The sequence below is a fragment of the Rhodococcus sp. 2G genome (assembly GCF_001886355.1).
Taxonomy (GTDB): domain Bacteria; phylum Actinomycetota; class Actinomycetes; order Mycobacteriales; family Mycobacteriaceae; genus Rhodococcus; species Rhodococcus pyridinivorans.
This window is the reverse complement of record NZ_CP018063.1, coordinates 896,580-914,521: the sequence shown is the minus strand read 5'-3', so window position 1 is coordinate 914,521 and position 17,942 is coordinate 896,580. Positions and strand designations below refer to the sequence as shown.

Here is a 17,942-nt window from a genome sequence, read left to right as displayed (position 1 = left end):
GCCGGATCCGCACCGACGAGGTGATCCGATGGTTGTACCGACCGCCTATCCGGTCCAGTTGATCCAACCCGACGGGCGACGCGTCCTCGACACCGAGTACGGCCCACTCGTCGCCGACGTCGGCCCCGACGAACTGCGCGGGCTCTACCGCGACATGGTCGTCGCGCGACGCGTCGACGCTGAGGCGACGGCTCTCCAACGGCAGGGTGAGCTCGGCCTCTGGGCGCCGCTCCAGGGCCAGGAGGCCGCGCAGGTCGGCTCCGCCCGGGCACTCGCGCCCGACGACTACGTCTTCACCAGCTACCGCGAGCACGCCGTCGCATTGTGCCGCGGCGTCGACCCCGCCGACATGACCCGCCTGTGGCGTGGGTGCGGCCTGTCCGGATGGGATCCGCAGACGGTCGCCACCACCAACCCGGCCATCGTCGTCGGAGCCCAGGGCCTGCACGCCACCGGTTACGCGATGGGCGCGAAGCTCGACGGAGCCGAGATCGCCACCGTCGTGTACTTCGGCGACGGCGCCACGAGCCAGGGCGACCTCTCGGAGGCCATGGTCTTCTCGGTCAGCTGGGGTGTCGGCGTGGTGTTCATCTGCCAGAACAACCACTGGGCGATCAGCGTGCCCACCCACGTGCAGAGTCCGGTCCCCCTCGCCCGGCGCGCCGCCGGATTCGGGATGCCGGCCGTGCAGGTCGACGGCAACGACGTCCTCGCAGTCCTGGCGGTGACCCGGCGTGCCGTCCGGCATGCCCGCGAGGGTGCCGGTCCGTTCTTCATCGAGGCACTCACCTACCGCATGGGCCCGCACACGACCTCCGACGACCCCACCCGCTACCGCACACCCGCCGATCTCGAGGAGTGGCAGGCACGCGACCCCATCGATCGGTTGCGACGACTGCTCGAACGCGAAGGGCACGCCGACGACGACTTCTTCGACGAGGTCCGGACCACTGCCGACGATGCCGCGATGCGGCTCCGGCGCGGCACGCTCGGGATGCCCGACCCCGAACCCGCCGCCCTGTTCGACCACGTCTACGCCACCGAGCATCCGCTCGTCGAACAGGAACGCGCGGACTACGCCGAATATCTGGCGAGTTTCGGCCCCACGGAGGAGGCGCGACGATGACCACCACGACGATGACCCTCGGCGGTGCCCTCAACGCCGGACTCCGCCGCGCACTCGAACGCGACCCCAAGGTCGTCATCATGGGTGAAGACGTCGGCACCCTCGGCGGCGTCTTCCGCATCACCGACACCCTGCAGAAGGATTTCGGTGAAGGTCGTGTGATCGACACTCCCCTCGCCGAATCCGGGATCGTGGGAACGGCGTTCGGGATGGCGCTGCGCGGCTACCGACCCGTGTGCGAGATCCAGTTCGACGGCTTCGTCTATCCGGCCTTCGACCAGATCGTCTCGCAGGTCGCGAAGATCCACTACCGCACGGCCGGTGCCGTGGTGGCCCCGCTCACCGTCCGGATCCCCTACGGCGGCGGCATCGGTGCGGTCGAACATCATTCGGAATCACCGGAGGTGTACTTCACCCACACCGCGGGTCTGCGGGTCGTGAGCCCGAGTACCCCGTCTGATGCGTACTCGATGATCCAGCAGGCCGTCGCGCTCGACGACCCGGTGATCTTCCTCGAACCGAAGCACCGCTACTGGGAACGCGGTGAGATCGACACGGAGACCGCACCCGACCTGCCGCTCACGTCCGCGCGGGTCGTCCGGTCCGGTTCGGACGCGACGATCGTGACCTTCGGTGCGCTGGTCGCTACCGCGCTACGCGCAGCCGACATCGCCGAAGCGGAAGGACATTCGCTCGAGGTCGTCGATCTGAGGTCGCTGTCCCCCATCGACTTCGACACGATCGAGGCGTCGGTGCGGCGAACCGGCCGGCTCGTCGTCGTGCAGGAGGCGCCGGTCTTCTGCGGCATCGGCGCGGAGATCGCCGCCCGCACGACCGAGCGGTGCTTCTACCAACTCGAGGCACCGGTCCTGCGGGTCGGCGGATTCGACATCCCCTACCCCCCGGCCAAACTCGAATCCCACCACCGCCCCGACCCGGATCGCATCCTCGACGCGGTCGACCGCGCACTCGCGGCGTGAGGCGCACCGATGACGAATCCCGCCCGCGCAGTACAGGAATTCCGTCTCCCCGATCTCGGTGAGGGACTCACCGATGCGGACTGGGTGCACTGGGCCGTCGCGGTCGGCGATCGTGTCGAACTCAACCAGGTCGTCGGGGAGGTCGAAACCGCCAAGGCCACGGTGGAACTGCCGTCGCCCTATGTCGGCACGGTCGAGGAACTGCTGGTCGAGCCGGGACAGACGGTGCCGGTCGGGGCACCCCTGCTGCGGATCGCCACCGAGGACGGACCCGCCGAGCCGGCCGGTGACAGCGGCGGCCCGTCCCGACCGTCGGTGCTCGTCGGATACGGACCCGGCGACGCCCCGCAGAGCAGACGTGCGACCCGCCGTGCCTCGGCGGACGCCGGTCGTGCCCGCGACGGTGATCCCCCTCCCGCACGACCCGACGCGAAGCCCGGCGCACGCAAACTCGCGGCTCTCCTCGAGGTCGATCTGGACACGGTGACGGGCACCGGCCGCGGCGGTGTGATCACGCGCGACGACGTGCGGCGCACCGCCGGACACGGCGACGAACCTACCGCAGGCCACGACGAAGAACCCACCGCCGAACGACCACACTCACCCGCCCCTGAGGCGTCCCCCGAACGGACCACACGGATACCCGTCGGAGGGGTGCGCAAGCGGACCGCCGAGGCAGTCTCCCGCAGCGCCTTCACCGCCCCGCACGCGAGCGTCTTCCTCACGTGCGACGCGACCGCCACCGTCGACCTGGTGTCGACCCTGCGCGCGTCGCCGGCCTTCGAAGGCGTCCGTCCGACGGCGCTGAGCATCGTCTCCCGCGCGCTGTTGCACGCGATCGCCGACGAGCCGTCGCTCAATGCGCATTGGGACGACGACACGGGCGAGATCGTGCTCCACCACGACGCGCATCTCGGGATCGCCACTGCGACCTCGGACGGCCTGAAGGTTCCCGTGGTCCGGGAGGCCCAGCGCCTGTCGTTGCCGCGCCTGGCCCGGTCGATCGCCGAGGTCGCCGACCGCGCGCGGACGGGCCGCTCCACGCCGCCCGAGCTGACGGGTTCGACGGTCTCGGTGACGAACGTCGGGGTGTTCGGGGTGGACGGGGGAACACCGATCCTCAATCCCGGCGAGTCGGCGATCCTCGCCGTCGGCGCGATCTCCGACCGCCCGTGGGTCGTGGACGGTGCTCTCGCGATCCGGAAGGTGGTCACGCTGTCGCTGTCGTTCGACCATCGGCTCGTCGACGGGGAGCAGGCGGGACGGGCACTCGCGACGATCGGTGCGTTCCTCGGCGATCCCGTGCCCATGCTGCTCGCCGATACGTAGGGGCCGCGAACGCTCGGTAGCGTGCCTCCACGTGGTGGATTCGCAACGGACGACGGACCGGCTCACGCACGCCCGGGCGGCGGTGTTCGCGATCTTCGGGCTCAACGGCTTCCTGCTCGCCCTGTGGGTCGTCCACATCCCGGCGATCCGGGAACGGGTGGGCATCGATCACGCGGCACTCGGATCGTTGCTGTTGCTGCTCGCCCTCGGGGCGCTCGGCGGGATGCACGTGACGGGTCGGCTCGCCGACCTGATCGGTAGCCACCGCACGACGATCGTCTTCGCTCTGATGTTGTCCCTGACGGTGGTCGGGCCGGGCCTGGCCGCGGCGCCGTGGCAGCTCGGACTCGCTCTCGCAGTGTTCGGTTTCGCGAACGGCGCGCTGGACGTGTCGATGAACTCCCAGGCGGTCGTGGTCGAACAGCGGTACCGGCGACCGATCATGTCGGCCTTCCACGGGTTGTTCTCCGCGGGCGGGATCGCCGGATCGCTGGTGGGCGCGGCCGCCCTGGCCGCCGGGGTTCGCCCCGCGCTCACGCTCGCGGTCGCCGGGGTCGTCGCGGCCGCGGTGGTGGGCCGGGCGGGGCCGCGCCTCGTCCGGACGGAGCCGCCGATCCGATCGTCGTCACCGGGGCCCCGGGCCGGTTACTCGCGCCGCGTGGTGCTGCTCGGAGGTGTGGCGTTCGCGCTGATGCTGTGCGAGGGGGTCGCGAACGACTGGAGCGCGCTGCAGGTGCAGGAACGGCTCGGCAGCCCGGAGTCGGTGGCCGCGCTCGCGTTCGGTGCGTTCTCGGCGACCATGACGATCGGGCGCTTCGTCGCCGACCGGGTCACCGCCCGGTTCGGCAGCGCCGCCGTCATCCGGTACGGAACGCTGGTCGCCGCGGTCGGGATCGGCGCCGTGGCACTGTCGCCGTGGCTGGTCCTCACACTCGCCGGATGGGCATTGTTCGGCCTGGGGTTGTCCGGTGCCCTCCCGCAGCTGTTCAGCGCCGCGGGCAATCTCGATTCGGGATCCCCCGGCGCGAACATGTCCCGCGTCGTCGGTCTGGGTTATCTGGGTTTCCTGGCCGGCCCTGCGTGCATCGGGTGGATCGCCGAGGCGACCTCCCTCACGACGGCGATGGTCGTACCGCTCGCATGCGTGCTCCTCGCCGCACTGCTGGCTCCCGTACTGACGCCGACGGCGCCCACGCGGTGATCCGCGTGGGCGCCGTGACGGAGCAGCGACAGGTCCGGAAGGCCTACAGGGCCTTCAGTTCCTCGGTGACCTCCGAGACCATCTTCTTCGCGTCACCGAACAGCATCGACGTGTTGTCGGCGGTGAACAGCGGGTTGTCGATACCGGCGTAACCGGAGCTCATCGAGCGCTTGAGCACGATGACCGACTTCGACTGGTCGACGTTGAGGATCGGCATGCCGTAGATCGGGCTCGTCGAGTCCAGGCGGGCAGCCGGGTTGGTGACGTCGTTCGCGCCGATGACGATGGTGACATCGGTGCGGCCGAACTCGCCGTTGATGTCGTCCATCTCCTTCATCGCGTCGTATTCGACGTCGGCCTCGGCGAGCAGGACGTTCATGTGGCCGGGCATACGACCGGCGACCGGGTGGATCGCGTACTTGACCTCGACACCGCGGTCCTCGAGCAGCGCTGCCATCTCCTTGACGGCGTGCTGCGCCTGGGCGACGGCCAGACCGTAGCCGGGAACGACGATGACCTGGTTGGCGTACGCCATCTGGATGGCGGCGTCCGAGGCCGAGGTGGCCTTGACCGTGCCACCCGACGCCGAGGCCACACCGGCGGCCGCCTCGCCGCCACCGAAGGCGCCGAAGACGATCGCGGGGATCGACCGGTTCATGGCCTTGGCCATGAGGTTGGTCAGGATGGTGCCCGAGGCGCCGACGATCATGCCCGCGACGATCATGGCCTGGTTGTTCAGCGCGAGACCGGCGGCTGCTGCCGACAGACCGGTCAGGGCGTTGAGCAGCGAGATGACGACGGGCATGTCGGCGCCACCGATCGGCAGCACCACGAACAGACCCATCAGGCCGGCGGCGACGAGCAGCGCCAGGATCCACCACGAGGCCAGCGGGTCACCGTCGGCGCTGATGCCGATGTAGACGGCGATGGCGATCGACGCGAGGACGAGGACGATGTTGGCCAGCTGGAACAGCTTCGCCGACGCGACGAGCTTGCGCTCGAGAGTCTTGTTCAGCAGTTCCTGCAGCTTCGCGAAGGCGACGAGCGAACCCCAGAACGAGATCGAGCCGATGATCGCGGCGAACAGTGAACCGACGATCATGACCACGGTCGGGTCGTCGTCCAACGTCGTGAAGCTGGTGGACTCGAGATATTCGGCCCACGCGATGAGTGCGACGGTGCCACCACCGACGCCGTTGAACAGCGCGACCAGCTGCGGCATGGCCGTCATCTTGGTCTTCAGTGCCGGCGGGACGCCGAGGATGATGCCGACGGCCAGACCGCCGATGATCAGACCCCAGTTCTCCGTGTCACGGATGTCGATGAGCACCGCGACGACCGCGATGAACATACCGACGGCGGCGATGTAGTTGCCGCGGACTGCGGTCTTCGGGCCCGTCAGACCCGACAGACCGTAGATGAACATCGCGAAGGCGATGATGTACAGGACCGAGACGAGGTAGCCCATCAGGCGTCAGCCCCCTTCTTCTGTGCAGCCGGGGAGTCCTTGCGCTGCTTGAACATCCCGAGCATGCGGTCGGTGACGACGAAGCCACCGACGACGTTCAGGGTGCCGAAGACCAGAGCGACGAACAGGATGATCTTGATGCCCCAGTGGGCATCACCGGGGAGATGACCGAGCACGACGAGAGCGCCGAGCACGACGATGCCGTGGATCGCGTTGGTGCCCGACATCAGCGGCGTGTGCAGCGTGTTCGGCACCTTGGAGATGACGGCGAAACCGACGAATCCGGCCAGGACCAGAATCGCGATGTTCGCGAGTAGTTCGTTGTACATCTAGGAGTTCTCCTTCGAACGCGTCACGCAGGCGGCCTCGAGGATCTCGTCGGAGAAGTCCGGGGCCAGGGCACCCGACTCGTCGAGGAGCAGCTCGATCAGCGCGTACACGTTCTTCGAGTAGAGCTCGGAGGCATGCTCCGGCATCGTCGCGGGCAGGTTGAGCGGCGAGCAGATGGTGACGTCGTGCTTGACGACGGTCTGCCCCGGCTCAGTGAGTTCGCAGTTGCCGCCGGTCTCGCCGGCGAGGTCGACGATGACCGAACCCGGCTTCATCCCCTCGACCGCGGCGGCGGTCACCAGGCGCGGCGCCGGGCGGCCGGGCACGAGCGCTGTGGTGATGACGACGTCGAAGCCCTTGATGGCGTCTTCGAGCGCCTGCTGCTGCTGGGCCCGCTCGGCCTCGGTGAGCTCGCGTGCGTAGCCGCCCTCACCCGCGGCGTCGATGCCGAGGTCGAGCCACTGGGCACCGACCGACCGGACCTGGTCGGCGACCTCGGGACGCACGTCGTAACCGGTGGTGCGGCCACCGAGACGCTTCGCCGTGGCCAGCGCCTGCAGACCCGCGACGCCCACCCCGAGCACCAGCACGGTCGCCGGCTTCACGGTGCCGGCGGCGGTGGTGAGCATCGGGAAGAAGCGGGTGGATTCGCTCGCCGCGACCAGCACGGCCTTGTAGCCGGCGACGTTCGCCTGCGACGACAGGGCATCCATGACCTGCGCGCGGGAGATACGCGGAATGGCCTCGACGGCGTACGCCTCGACTCCGGCCTGCGTGAGGGCGCCGATCTGGTTGTCTGCGTTGCGCGGGGCGAGGAAGCCGATCAGGCGCTGGCCGGACTTCAGGTGGGCGATCTCGGCGTCGCTCGGCGGAGCGACCTTGACGACGATGTCGGCGGACCAGGCGTCGCCGACGGTCGCGCCGGCTTCCTTGTAGGCCGCATCCGGAATCAGCGCGCCCTGGCCGGCACCGGACTCGACGACGACGTCGAGACCCTTGCCGATCAAGGAGGGCACGATCTTCGGCACGAGCGCGACCCGCCGTTCCCCGTCGTTCGTCTCACGAACCACGCCGACGGTCGGACGGCGGTGCGCTCCGCTCCCCGTGTTCGATCCTTCGGTACTCAATTCTTGACTCCTGCGTCGATGAAAGTGCGCGTCGTGCCGCGATCGGCGGCGAAAGATGCGTTATCGAAGGCCATGTGACGGCCTGTCATGCACTGAAAGGCTTAAGCAGACCTACCGTGCCCTCCCGTGACCTCGCAACCTGGTCAGATCATCTGAATCGAGTCCGAACAGCAAGACGGCGCAAGTTTGTGAGGCAGCTCACCTCACAAATGCCATTTTCCTCCGGTGAGCAAGACCGTGCAGGACGATCGGAATCGGTCCCGAAAACGGCCCGGGAGCGGCCCCCGATGCGAAAGAAGGCGGAGTGCAAACAGATTCGTTCCGTGTGTACCGAACGGCGGTGTGTACCGATTCAGAACACTTCGGAATCGATTCAGATACTCGGTCACCGGACCCGGCCTTTGCGCTCGTCCGGCAGCCCGCGTAGGGGGGTGCCCGTGACACACGAACCTCGGAAGGACCCCGCGAACGACACGCCCGCCGACTTCACGGTCGACGACGACCCCGGCACGGCCGACCTCGGCGGCGACCCGGTCTGCGGGCTCCATCTCCTCTGCCCCGACTGCGGGGCGATGCTCACCTCCGAGGAGGAACCGTGCCCGCGATGCGGCAGGGAGCACCCGATCCCGGATCCCTCCTGACCCGAACACCTAACCTGGCCCCATGAACGTGCCGGAACCCGTCCTCGACCTCGCCCGCTCGGCCCGCCGCGTCGCCGTCCTCACCGGTGCCGGGATGTCCGCCGAGAGCGGTGTCCCCACCTTTCGCGACGCGCAGACCGGGTTGTGGGAGAACTTCGACGCCACTGCCCTCGCCACACCGGCGGCGTGGGCGGACGATCCCGCGACGGTCTGGGCCTGGTATCAGTGGCGGGTCGCGCTCGTCCGGCGTGTACAGCCCAATGCCGGACACCGGGCCCTCACCGACTGGGCACGGGCGGCGCACGTGCAGATCGTGACGCAGAACGTCGACGACCTCCACGAGCGGGCCGGAAGCCACGAGGTCACCCATCTGCACGGGAGCCTGTTCGCCCCGCGGTGCAGCCGGTGCGAGCGTGCCGTCGACCTCCCCGATCCGCCGGAGGATCCCGTCGCCCGTCTCGATCCGCCGTCGTGCCCCGCATGCGGAGGCGACGGCCGGCCGGGCGTCGTGTGGTTCGGCGAGGTGCTGCCGCAGGACCCGTGGGAGACCGCGACCGAGTCCCTGCGCGAGGCCGACCTGCTGCTGGTCGTCGGCACCTCGGGCGTCGTCTACCCGGCGGCCGGCCTGCCGTCGCTCGCGCGCAGTCACGGCGTGCCGGTGGTACAGATCGATCCGCGCGAGACCGATCTGAGCGATCAGGTCGACCACGCCTGGCGCACCACGGCCGCCGTGGGTCTTCCCGCCCTCGTGGACGCGCTGAGGATCGGGACCGACACACCGCGTTAAGGTGACCCGGTGAGTTCCTGTGTGTTCTGCGCCATAGCCGACGGCAGCGGTACGGCGACACGGGTGTACGAGGACGACGAGGTCGTGGCCTTCCTCGACATCCGGCCGATCGCGCGCGGGCACACCCTCGTGATCCCGCGCGTGCACGCCGCACGCCTCGAGGACCTCGATCCGGCGTCGGGCGCGGCCGTCTTCCGCGCCGGACAGCGGATCGCCCGGGCGATGACCCGTTCCGAACTCGCCATCGACGGAACCAATCTCGTCCTGAACGACGGACGGGCAGCCTTCCAGACCGTCTTCCACACTCATCTGCACGTCCTGCCCCGCTGGAACGGCGATCGTGTCCGGATGGGTATCGGTCTGGTCCGCCGTCGACCCCACGACCCCGAGACCACCGCGGCACTCATCCGCGCCGGTCTCGAACGTCTCACCGCCGAGGAGCACCAGTGACATCGCAGCCCGACACCACCCCCGATACCTCCGCTGCCGAGTTCCCGATCGACACGATCCGGCCGCTGCTGCTCGAGCAGTTCGCCGTGCTCGACGATCTGCTCTCGGGACCGACCGAGGACGAGTGGACCACCGCCACCTGCCTACCGGGATGGACGGTCAAGGACATCACTGCGCATCTCATCGGCACCGAGTCGATGCTCGCGGGCATCGAAGCGCCGCGCATCGAACGCGACGTGCGCTCGTTCGACCACGTGCGCAACGACATCGCGGCCTTCAACGAGTTGTGGGTGGAGTCGTTGCGTCCCGTCCCCGGCGCGGACGTGCTCGAGCGGTACCGCGAGATCGTCGCCCTGCGCACGGAGCAACTCGGCGCGATGACCCAGGAGGACTTCGGGAAACAGTCGAACACTCCCGTCGGGCCGGCGCCCTACGGGCGCTTCATGCGGATCCGCGTGTTCGACTGCTGGCTCCACGAACTCGACATCTGCGACGCGCTCGGCAGGACGGGCAGCGAGGGCGGCCCGCGTGCCGAACTCGGATCCGCGGAGGTCTTCGGTGCGGTTCCGTTCATCGTCGGCAAGCGCGGCAAGGCCCCCGAGGGAGCGCGCATCACGCTCGAACTCACCGGTCCCCTCGCGCGCACCATCCACATCGAGGTGCACGGACGGGCCACCGAGGTCCCGGCCCTCTCCGAACCGGCCACCACGACGATCGCGATGGACTCCGGGTTGTTCGTTCGGCTCGCCGGAGGACGCGTGCGCGCCGAGGACCGGATCGACGAGATCACCCTCGGCGGCGACACCGAGGTCGGACGCCGCATCGTCGACAACCTCGCGTTCACGATCTGACGTCGTGCGGCTGTTCCTGTCCTCCTACCGGTTCGGCGCCGACCCGGACGCCTTCGTCCGGTTGACGACGCCGGGCCGGATCGCGGTGATCGCGAACGCCGCCGACGCGTGGCCCGCCTCCGCCCGCACGGCGGCGGTCACGAGCGAGATGGGCCCGCTGCGGTCGCTCGGCTTCGAACCGGAGGAGGTGGATCTGCGCGATCACCTCGACGATCCCGACTCGCTGCGGCAGCGACTGTCGGGCTTCACGTCCGTGTGGGTGCGCGGCGGCAACACCTTCGTCCTGCGAGCGCAATTGGCCCGCAGCGGAGGCGATACCGTGCTCACGGATCTGGTGCGCAGCAACCGTCTCGTGTACGGGGGCTACAGCGCCGGGGCCTGTGTCGCCACACCGTCGCTGCGCGGCATCGAGTTCTCCGACGACCCCGACGAGGTCGCCGCGACCTGCGGTATCCCGGTGGTGTGGGACGGACTCGGCTGGGTCGAGCACGCGATCGTGCCGCACGCCGGCGACTCGCTGCTGGCCGACGACGGGATACAGCGGACCCTGCTGTACCTGCGCGAGCACGGCGTCGAGCACGCGGCGTTGACCGACGACGACGCGATCGTCGTCGACACTCCTCCAGAGCACGCCCCGAGTACGGTGACATCATGACGCAGAACATCGACGGCACCGAACCCCGGATCGAGCACGACGCCGACAAGGCCCGCTTCGCGCTCTATCTCGGCGACGACCTCGCGGCCTACGCCGACTACACGCAGCACGGCGACCTGCGGGACTTCGACCACACCGTCACCGACCCGCAGTTCCGCGGTAAGGGTCTCGCCGGGATCGTGGTGAAGCACGCCCTCGACGAGACCAAGAAGCAGGGACTGAAGATCGGTACGTCCTGCTCGTACGTCGAGAAGTTCGTCTCCGAACATCCCGAATACCGCAACTGATCCGTCACACCTGCACGTCGCGGCGGCGGAAACCCACGATCGCCGCTGCGACGAGCAGCACCGCCGCGACCGCCTGGATGATCAGCGGCATCGCCGTCGCATTCTCTGCGGGCACCAGCGGGATGTGCGAGAACGGCGACAGTGCGACGAGTTCGTCGGGTAGGTCGAGCATCTCGCCGAGCCACGCGACGAACACCGTCCACACCACCAGCACCCACACCAGCCCGGTCGCGCGCGGCACGCAGCCCAGCAGCGCGAACGCCACGGCGACGACGAGGATCGCCGCCGGCGCGTAGGCCAGGGACGCCGCGATCATCCGCAGCACCCACGCCCAGTCGCCCACCGCGAATGCGACCCCCAGTCCGGTCGCGGCGCCGGAGACGAGCAGCGCCACGACCGTCTGGACGACGATCACACCGAGTGCCGCGGACAGCCATGCGCTGCGCCCGGTTCCGGTGATGATCACGAGACCGGACCGTCCGCCGTCCTCCTCGCTGCGCATTCGCACCACCGCGGACACACCGAAGGCGGTGGCGCCGAGGGCGAGGAACATCAGCATCATCCCGGCGAAGGAGGCGGTGAGGGCGTCGGGATCCACGCCGACCATGTCCAGCACCTGAGGCATCTCGTCGATGAGATCCTCCACGGAACTGGCGAGGGCGCCCATCGCGACACCGAACAGCACCAGTCCCGTCAGCCATCCCACGAACGCTCCGCGCAGCAGGCGCCGGATCAACCCCACCGGACCGAGCAACGCGGAATCGGCCTCGGCGGGGCCTGGTTTCGGCGCCCGTAGACCGGCTCCGAGGTCGCGGCGCCGCGACAGCGCAACGGCGACGGTGAGCAGCACGACCGTCGTGGCGACGGACAACAGCAGCGGCCACCACCGCTCGTCGACGTAGAGCCGGGTCTGCTGGGCCCAGGCGATCGGCGAGAGCCACGACAGCCACGACCCGGTGGCCTCGATGATGTCGCCGGCTCCGCGGACGAAGAAGGCCGCGGCGAGCACTGCGAGCGCGGTGCCCGTGGCCGAGCGGGAGTGCTCGCCGAACTGGGCGGTCACCGCGGCGACTGCGCCGAAGAGCACCCCGGTGACGGCGGAGGCCACACCGAAGGCGATCGAGCCGACGACATCGAGCCCGCCGGCGATGAGCGCGACGGTGATGCCGGGACCCACCACGAGATTCGCGACCGAGACCAACAGCAGGGCGGCCGCCGGCGGGGCGTAGGCCCCGACGGGCAGAGCCCGCAGGAGTTCGAGCCGGCCGGATTCCTCCTGCGCTCGGCTATGCCTGACGACGAGCAGGATGCTCATGATCGCCGTCGCGACGAAGACGGTCAGACTCAGCTCGTTCGCAGTCATCGCCCCGAGCGTGTAGTTGTCGATCCCGTAGGCCGGTCCCGTCATGAGCACGGCTGCCGGATTCTCCAGCAGGGCCGCGCGGGCCTGCCGGGAGGCCTCGTCGGGATAGACCGCGGCCAGGCTGAGGACGGTCGACCATACCGTGAGGGCGAGCGCGAGGGTCCAGACGGTGATGCGCACGCGGTCCAACCGCAGGTAGAACCGCAGCAGCGTGCCGAGCCCGGTGAACGGCGCCGCGGACGTCGCGGAGGTACCGCTCGGGGTCGGGACTGCTGTCGGTGTCGTCGTGGTCATCGTGAGGACACCTCCTCCACGGCACCGGCGCCGTTCCCGTCACCGGTGTCGAAGGTGTCGCCGTAGTGCCGCATGAACAGCTCTTCGAGTGACGGGGGTGTGATGGTGAGGTTCTCGACGCCGAGTCCGGCGAGTTCCTGCAGGACCGGTGCGAGGGCGGTGTTGTCGACGTCGAATGCGAGCCTGCCGTCGTCAGCGTAGAGGTCGTGGACCCCGGAGAGTCCGGCCAGTCGTTCGGCGGGGGCGGTGGTGGTGGCCCGCACGGACGAGCGCGTCAGGTGCCGCAGTTGCGCGAGGGTGCCGGTCTCGACGTCGCGGCCGGCCCGGATGATCGTCACCGTGTCGCAGAGCTTTTCGACCTCGGCGAGGATGTGGCTGGACAGCAGCACGGTCGCGCCGCGGTCGCGGAGCCCTCGCACCTCGTCGGTGAACACCGCCTCCATGAGCGGGTCGAGACCCGAAGTGGGTTCGTCGAGCAGGTAGAGCTCGGCGTCCGATGCGAGGGCGGCGACGAGTGCGACCTTCTGCCGGTTGCCCTTCGAGTAGGTGCGGGCCTTCTTCGTCGGGTCGAGTTCGAACCGTTCGAGGAGTTCGGCGCGACGACGCGTGCGCGCCTCTCCCCCGCGGATGCGGGTGAGGACGTCGATGATCTCGCCCCCGGTGAGGGTGGGCCACAGATTCGTGTCGCCGGGCACGTACGCGAGTCGGCGGTGGATCGCGACGGCGTCGGTCCACGGGTCGAATCCGAGGACACGGGCGGTGCCGGAATCGGCACGCAGCATTCCGAGCAGCACGCGGATCGCCGTGGACTTGCCGGCGCCGTTCGGTCCGAGGAATCCCGCGACGGTGCCGCGTTCGACGGTCATCGAGAACCCGTCGAGAGCTCTGGTGGTTCCGAATGTCTTGACGATGTCGCGGATTTCGATAAGAGGGGTGTCCATCTTTCCTCCGTCAGGAGTCGGGGGGTGCCTCACGCGCTGCCAGACAGGCGTCGAGAAGGGTCGAGTCCGTCAGCAACGGCTCGGTGTAGAGCTCGAGCATCGGCAGCGCGAGGCGTTCGGTGTAGGCGCGCAGCCTGGCAGGAAAGGTTTCGAGGTCGAGGTATTCGTCGGGACCGGGAAGGTCCATGAGCACGGCGCCGACGCTGAACGAGATGAGGGCACGTGCTCGTTCGGAGGGGAACCGGCTGGGCCGCACGGTTCCGGCGGCCACAGCCTCCTCGAGATAGGCCTCGGTGTCGGCGACGAGCCGGTCGAGGAAGTCGGCGGCGGGGGCGCCGCCGGTCCGGAGGGTGCGGAAGAGGTAGGCGACCGTGGTCGCGTAGTTCTCGATGTGTTCCATCTGGTCGTTCAGCGCGGCCGGTCCGACCTTCGGGTCGAGGACGGCACTCTTCGCCTGCCGGATCCCGTCGAGCACGTACCGGTCGCAGTGTTCCTTCAATCCGGCGCGGGATCCGAAATGGTGCACGATCAGCGAGGCGCTGACGCCGCACTCGGCGGCGATGGTCCGCAGCGGCACGCCGACCCCGTACGCGGCGATGCACCGGATGGCAGCGTCGCGGATCCGTGCACGGGTGGTGAGGTCGTCACCGGCGGCGGTTGAATGCACGTTTCAAGGATTGCACACGTGTTCAACCCGATCAACGCACCGTATGTGTCATCTCACGGCATGTGCCATCGGAGCACGTGCCGCACCGGTGCGCGGGCGCGCTCAGGTGAAGGCCATGACCTCGGTACCCCAGACCCGGCGCATCTCGCCGTCCGGATCCGACTCGACCCTGTCCGTGGAGTCGATGAGCAGGGTCGAGCGTTCCTCCGCCTCGTACTGCGGCCAGTGCTTCGAACCGTCCAGTGCCGCCGGCACACCGTGGTGCGCGAACGCGAACCAGCGCCGCTGCACACGACCGGAGACCTCACCGGCGGCCTTGCGGCCGCCGAGCCAGAAGGACGGATGCCGGCCGAGAGTGCCGAAATTTCCGAAGACATATGGCAATTCGGTCGCGTGCCCGGCTCCGATCCGGGCGGCCTTGAGCATCGGGGTGGCGTGGTCGAAGCGGTACACCCAGGTCGGCGAATGCGCGCTGTGCGCTTCGGCGACCCACAGCACCGGCATGCGGAAACCGGCGTCCCGCGAGAGCGCCATCGCCCCGATGGGTTTGGGCAGGTCGGGATACGCCGCGACGATCTCGGCGAGTCGCTCGGCAGGCAGATCCGTCCGGTCGTCGGCCAACGCCGCCAACATGGCCTGCACCGCCGTGTCGTCGACGGGCATCAGCGGGGACTTCATGAAGCGGAAGATGGACGGCTCGTCCTTGTTCGAGCCGATGATCAGCGGGATCCGGTGCGACAGCCCCTTCTGGAAGGCCGCGACCGGATATTTCGGCACCAGGCCGCGGTCGACGACCGGTGTCATGGCGAGCGTCCCCGGCACCTTCGTCGGAGTCTCGGCGACGAGCACCTCCGACGCCTCGACCAGCGTGTCGGTCGACATCGTGAGTAGTTCGGCGGCCCGGGACGGCGACAGGTCGAGGATCTCGAGGAAGCGCTGTGCAACGGTCGCGGCACGGTCGCTGCCGTACACCGAGGTGGCGGGCGGCGACTGGGCGATCGCACGATGGAAGAGGCCCTTGGCCCTCGGGACCGTCATGAGCGTGGTGATCGACCCCGCACCCGACGATTCGCCGAAGAGCGTCACGCAGTCCGGATCGCCACCGAAGTCGGCGATGCAGTCGCGCACCCATTCGAGGGCGGCGATCTGGTCCCGGAGGCCGACGTTGGATTCGAAGGTGGTCCCGGGCGTGGAGAAGGACGACAGGTCGAGGAAGCCGAGCGCGCCGAGCCGGTAGTTGATCGTGACGATCACGACATCGCCGCTCTCGCACAGGTTTCGGCCGTCGTAGATCTTCTGACCGGAGTAACCGAGCACGTAGGCGCCACCGTGGATCCAGACCATGACGGGGCGTCGGCGTCCGTCGGGCGACGGCGCCCAGATGTTGAGCGAGAGACAGTCCTCGCTCAACGTCATCTCGGGGTCGATCCCGATCGGGCTCTGTCGGCTCTGCGGAGCTATCGGTCCGAACCGTGCGCCGTCGAGGACGCCGTCCCACGGTTCCGGCGGTAGCGGCGCTCGAAACCGCCGGGAACCGGTCGGGGCCGCGTACGGGATGCCCTTCCAGACGTAGACCTCGCCGTCGCGATACCCCCGGACCTCGCCGTACTTGCAGGCGACGGTGAGCGTGTCGTCGTCCATGTGACCTCCCACCCGAACCGGTACCGCCGTGCAGCACCGATCACTTCGTTCGTCGACCTACCGATTCAATGATGGTGGATACCGGACGGTTCGTCAGCCGGCCGCGGAAAGAGGCGCGGGGGCCACGCAGTCGACGAGGTCGATCACGAGTGCGTCGAGCACGTTGCGCAGGTCGCCGCGCGCCGAGTCGGCCAGCGCCGGGAAGACGGTGGCGAGCGCGATGGGCACGAGCGAGGCCTGTCCCAGCAGGATCCCCATGGCCGCATCGAGCTTGACGACCTCATCGTGCAAGCGGGCGTAGGTGGTGGTGTCCATGCCGTGCGCCACGGCGATCCGGTCGGGCTCGCATGCCGCGGCGTCCGCCACCATCCGGGGCAGGTCCGCCGCGGTGATCTCGTCGGCACTCATGCTTGCAACGTCGAATTTACGCAACATCTCGCCTTCGTTCGTCCCCCAGGAGCGACGCCGGGCCGCGCGCCGCAGTCGAAACATACAGTCAGTGTGGCCCGAAAAGTACGGGATGTGTAGAAGGTCCGGAAAACTTTTTGCACTGCCGGTACCTGACAGAAGGTACATCGCCGAGAACCCGCCTCCGCCCGGAATCGTCACTCTGAGACCAGGACCACAACGATTGCTCAGCAAACCCTCGCGACCTGGATGAACGGGCGTATCCTCGTAAATCCGAAGTTCGTGCAGCCACCCCGACCGGGTCCGACCACAACTCCGGGCAGACCGAGGAGGTGCCGGTCATGAGCGTCGCCCGCACCGAGTTGCTCCCTCTGCCCGCGCACCACGCGACCACGCGCGAGTTCGCGGGGGTGAGCACTCGGTCCCGTGCCTTGTCCTTCTCGGTGCGCCGTACCGTGCGGCCGTTCATCGAGGCATGGTCGTACGCCCCGACCCTCCCCTGGCCGGCGTCGGCGATAGACCACCTCGCGTTCCCTCTCGTGCCCGTGCCCGGCACACACCGCCGGCGAGTCGACCTACCGATGTGCCCGGCGGAACTGCTCTGGGCGCCGGGTGCCGCACCCCCGGCCGCGCAAGTCGGTATGGACGGCACCGCCGTCGGGGGCGGTATGGACGGCACCGCCGTCCTGTACCTGCACGGCGGCGCGTTCCTGTGCTGCGGCCTCACCACGCACCGCCATCTGGTCTCCCGCATCTCCGCCACCACCGGCGCGCCGGTCCTGGCCGTCGGTTACCGCATGCTGCCCCGCCATCCGATCCGGCGCGCGGTCGAGGACGGCCTCGACGGATTGCGCTGGCTCGTGGCGCACGGCCACCCGGCCGAGCGTGTCGTGATCGCCGGGGATTCCGCCGGCGGCTTCCTCACCTTCGCCGTCGCCCACGAAGCCGTACGACTCGGCATCGGCCGCCCGGCCGGCACCGTCGCACTGTCGCCGCTCACCGATCTCGACCCGCGGGGCAAACTCGACCATCCCAACTCGCACCGGTGTGCCGTCTTCCCGCGACGCGCCGTCGCTGTGCTGTCCACCCTCGTCGAACGCGCCGAACGCCTCGGCGGCGAAGGCGCCGAACCGGTCCCCTCCCCCGTCGATCTCGATCTGTCGGAGATGCCTCCCGCACTCATCCAGACCGGATCCGAGGAGATGACCTACGTCGACGCCGAGCTGATGGCCCGGCGACTGCAACTCGCCGGGGTCTCCGCCGAACTCCAGGTGTGGGAGAAACAGGTGCACGCCTTCCAGGCCGCGGCGGGGGTCGTCCCGGAGAGCGGCCGCGCGATCGCCGAGATCGGCCGCTTCGTGCGTGAACTGCGGTGAACCCGCTCCCCGGGTGCCGC

General features: G+C 69.0%; 19 protein-coding genes. 11 read left to right on the top strand and 8 right to left on the bottom strand.

All coding sequences use genetic code 11. The annotated features are described in order from the left end of the window. Positions 1-28: 28 nt before the first annotated feature. From pdhA to BO226_RS04235, 4 genes are read left to right on the top strand one after another with little or no spacing between them, the layout of a single operon-like run. Positions 29-1,126 (top strand): pyruvate dehydrogenase (acetyl-transferring) E1 component subunit alpha, encoded by a 1,098-nt coding sequence (gene pdhA, locus BO226_RS04250; protein WP_006552548.1) that lies wholly within the window; start codon positions 29-31, stop codon positions 1,124-1,126. Continuing rightward, the gene (locus tag BO226_RS04245) at positions 1,123-2,106 is read left to right on the top strand and encodes an alpha-ketoacid dehydrogenase subunit beta (RefSeq protein ID WP_006552547.1); all 984 of its coding nucleotides are present in this window, start codon (positions 1,123-1,125) and stop codon (positions 2,104-2,106) included. Before pdhA ends, BO226_RS04245 begins: the two co-directional genes overlap by 4 nt. Before the next feature lie 9 nt (positions 2,107-2,115). Continuing rightward, positions 2,116-3,435 (top strand): dihydrolipoamide acetyltransferase family protein, encoded by a 1,320-nt coding sequence (locus BO226_RS04240; RefSeq protein ID WP_071934679.1) that lies wholly within the window; start codon positions 2,116-2,118, stop codon positions 3,433-3,435. A gap of 31 nt (positions 3,436-3,466) precedes the next feature. Further along, complete coding sequence (locus tag BO226_RS04235; RefSeq protein WP_081263462.1) at positions 3,467-4,636, top strand: MFS transporter; 1,170 nt, start codon at positions 3,467-3,469, stop codon at positions 4,634-4,636. A gap of 43 nt (positions 4,637-4,679) precedes the next feature. On the opposite strand, the gene BO226_RS04230 is transcribed toward BO226_RS04235, so the two are convergent. Genes BO226_RS04230 through BO226_RS04220 form a run of 3 tightly spaced genes read right to left on the bottom strand, consistent with a single transcriptional unit; the run spans position 4,680 to position 7,561 of the window. Continuing rightward, a complete protein-coding gene (locus tag BO226_RS04230) occupies positions 4,680-6,104 on the bottom strand; it encodes an NAD(P)(+) transhydrogenase (Re/Si-specific) subunit beta (RefSeq protein WP_064061213.1) in 1,425 nt (474 codons plus the stop codon). Next, on the bottom strand, positions 6,104-6,433 hold the full coding sequence (locus BO226_RS04225) for an NAD(P) transhydrogenase subunit alpha (protein ID WP_006552916.1): 330 nt from the start codon (positions 6,431-6,433) through the stop codon (positions 6,104-6,106). The genes BO226_RS04230 and BO226_RS04225 overlap by 1 nt, the downstream gene beginning before the upstream one ends. Further along, positions 6,434-7,561 (bottom strand): Re/Si-specific NAD(P)(+) transhydrogenase subunit alpha, encoded by a 1,128-nt coding sequence (locus BO226_RS04220; RefSeq protein ID WP_006552915.1) that lies wholly within the window; start codon positions 7,559-7,561, stop codon positions 6,434-6,436. A gap of 437 nt (positions 7,562-7,998) precedes the next feature. On the opposite strand from BO226_RS04220, the gene BO226_RS04215 reads away from it, so the two are divergent. Genes BO226_RS04215 through BO226_RS04190 form a run of 6 tightly spaced genes read left to right on the top strand, consistent with a single transcriptional unit; the run spans position 7,999 to position 11,232 of the window. Beyond that, a complete protein-coding gene (locus tag BO226_RS04215; RefSeq protein ID WP_071934678.1) occupies positions 7,999-8,202 on the top strand; it encodes a hypothetical protein in 204 nt (67 codons plus the stop codon). 22 nt (positions 8,203-8,224) lie between these two features. Further along, positions 8,225-8,989 carry an SIR2 family NAD-dependent protein deacylase gene (locus BO226_RS04210; protein WP_033097996.1) on the top strand — a complete coding sequence of 255 codons (765 nt, stop codon included), beginning with the start codon at positions 8,225-8,227 and terminating at the stop codon, positions 8,987-8,989. A gap of 9 nt (positions 8,990-8,998) precedes the next feature. Further along, positions 8,999-9,439, top strand: coding sequence for an HIT family protein (locus BO226_RS04205; protein ID WP_052040114.1), 441 nt, complete (start codon positions 8,999-9,001; stop codon positions 9,437-9,439). Continuing rightward, positions 9,436-10,290 carry a maleylpyruvate isomerase family mycothiol-dependent enzyme gene (locus BO226_RS04200; protein ID WP_071934677.1) on the top strand — a complete coding sequence of 285 codons (855 nt, stop codon included), beginning with the start codon at positions 9,436-9,438 and terminating at the stop codon, positions 10,288-10,290. Before BO226_RS04205 ends, BO226_RS04200 begins: the two co-directional genes overlap by 4 nt. A 4-nt stretch (positions 10,291-10,294) precedes the next feature. Continuing rightward, a complete protein-coding gene (locus BO226_RS04195; protein WP_071934676.1) occupies positions 10,295-10,945 on the top strand; it encodes a Type 1 glutamine amidotransferase-like domain-containing protein in 651 nt (216 codons plus the stop codon). Beyond that, positions 10,942-11,232 (top strand): GNAT family N-acetyltransferase, encoded by a 291-nt coding sequence (locus BO226_RS04190; RefSeq protein ID WP_006552909.1) that lies wholly within the window; start codon positions 10,942-10,944, stop codon positions 11,230-11,232. The genes BO226_RS04195 and BO226_RS04190 overlap by 4 nt, the downstream gene beginning before the upstream one ends. Before the next feature lie 4 nt (positions 11,233-11,236). Here the strand turns inward: BO226_RS04190 and BO226_RS04185 are convergent, their stop codons facing one another. The 5 genes from BO226_RS04185 to BO226_RS04165 form a co-directional block, all read right to left on the bottom strand. After that, positions 11,237-12,889, bottom strand: a complete 1,653-nt coding sequence (locus BO226_RS04185; protein ID WP_071934675.1) for an ABC transporter permease — start codon at positions 12,887-12,889, stop codon at positions 11,237-11,239. Next, positions 12,886-13,830 carry an ABC transporter ATP-binding protein gene (locus BO226_RS04180; protein WP_071934674.1) on the bottom strand — a complete coding sequence of 315 codons (945 nt, stop codon included), beginning with the start codon at positions 13,828-13,830 and terminating at the stop codon, positions 12,886-12,888. The genes BO226_RS04185 and BO226_RS04180 overlap by 4 nt, the downstream gene beginning before the upstream one ends. A 10-nt stretch (positions 13,831-13,840) precedes the next feature. Continuing rightward, positions 13,841-14,497 (bottom strand): TetR/AcrR family transcriptional regulator, encoded by a 657-nt coding sequence (locus tag BO226_RS04175; protein ID WP_006552906.1) that lies wholly within the window; start codon positions 14,495-14,497, stop codon positions 13,841-13,843. Between the two features lie 102 nt (positions 14,498-14,599). Next, positions 14,600-16,138 (bottom strand): carboxylesterase/lipase family protein, encoded by a 1,539-nt coding sequence (locus tag BO226_RS04170; protein WP_071934673.1) that lies wholly within the window; start codon positions 16,136-16,138, stop codon positions 14,600-14,602. A gap of 93 nt (positions 16,139-16,231) precedes the next feature. Then, positions 16,232-16,546, bottom strand: a complete 315-nt coding sequence (locus BO226_RS04165; protein ID WP_228044996.1) for a non-ribosomal peptide synthetase — start codon at positions 16,544-16,546, stop codon at positions 16,232-16,234. Between the two features lie 341 nt (positions 16,547-16,887). On the opposite strand from BO226_RS04165, the gene BO226_RS04160 reads away from it, so the two are divergent. Then, positions 16,888-17,922 carry an alpha/beta hydrolase gene (locus BO226_RS04160; protein WP_071936352.1) on the top strand — a complete coding sequence of 345 codons (1,035 nt, stop codon included), beginning with the start codon at positions 16,888-16,890 and terminating at the stop codon, positions 17,920-17,922. The last annotated feature ends 20 nt before the right edge of the window (positions 17,923-17,942 follow it).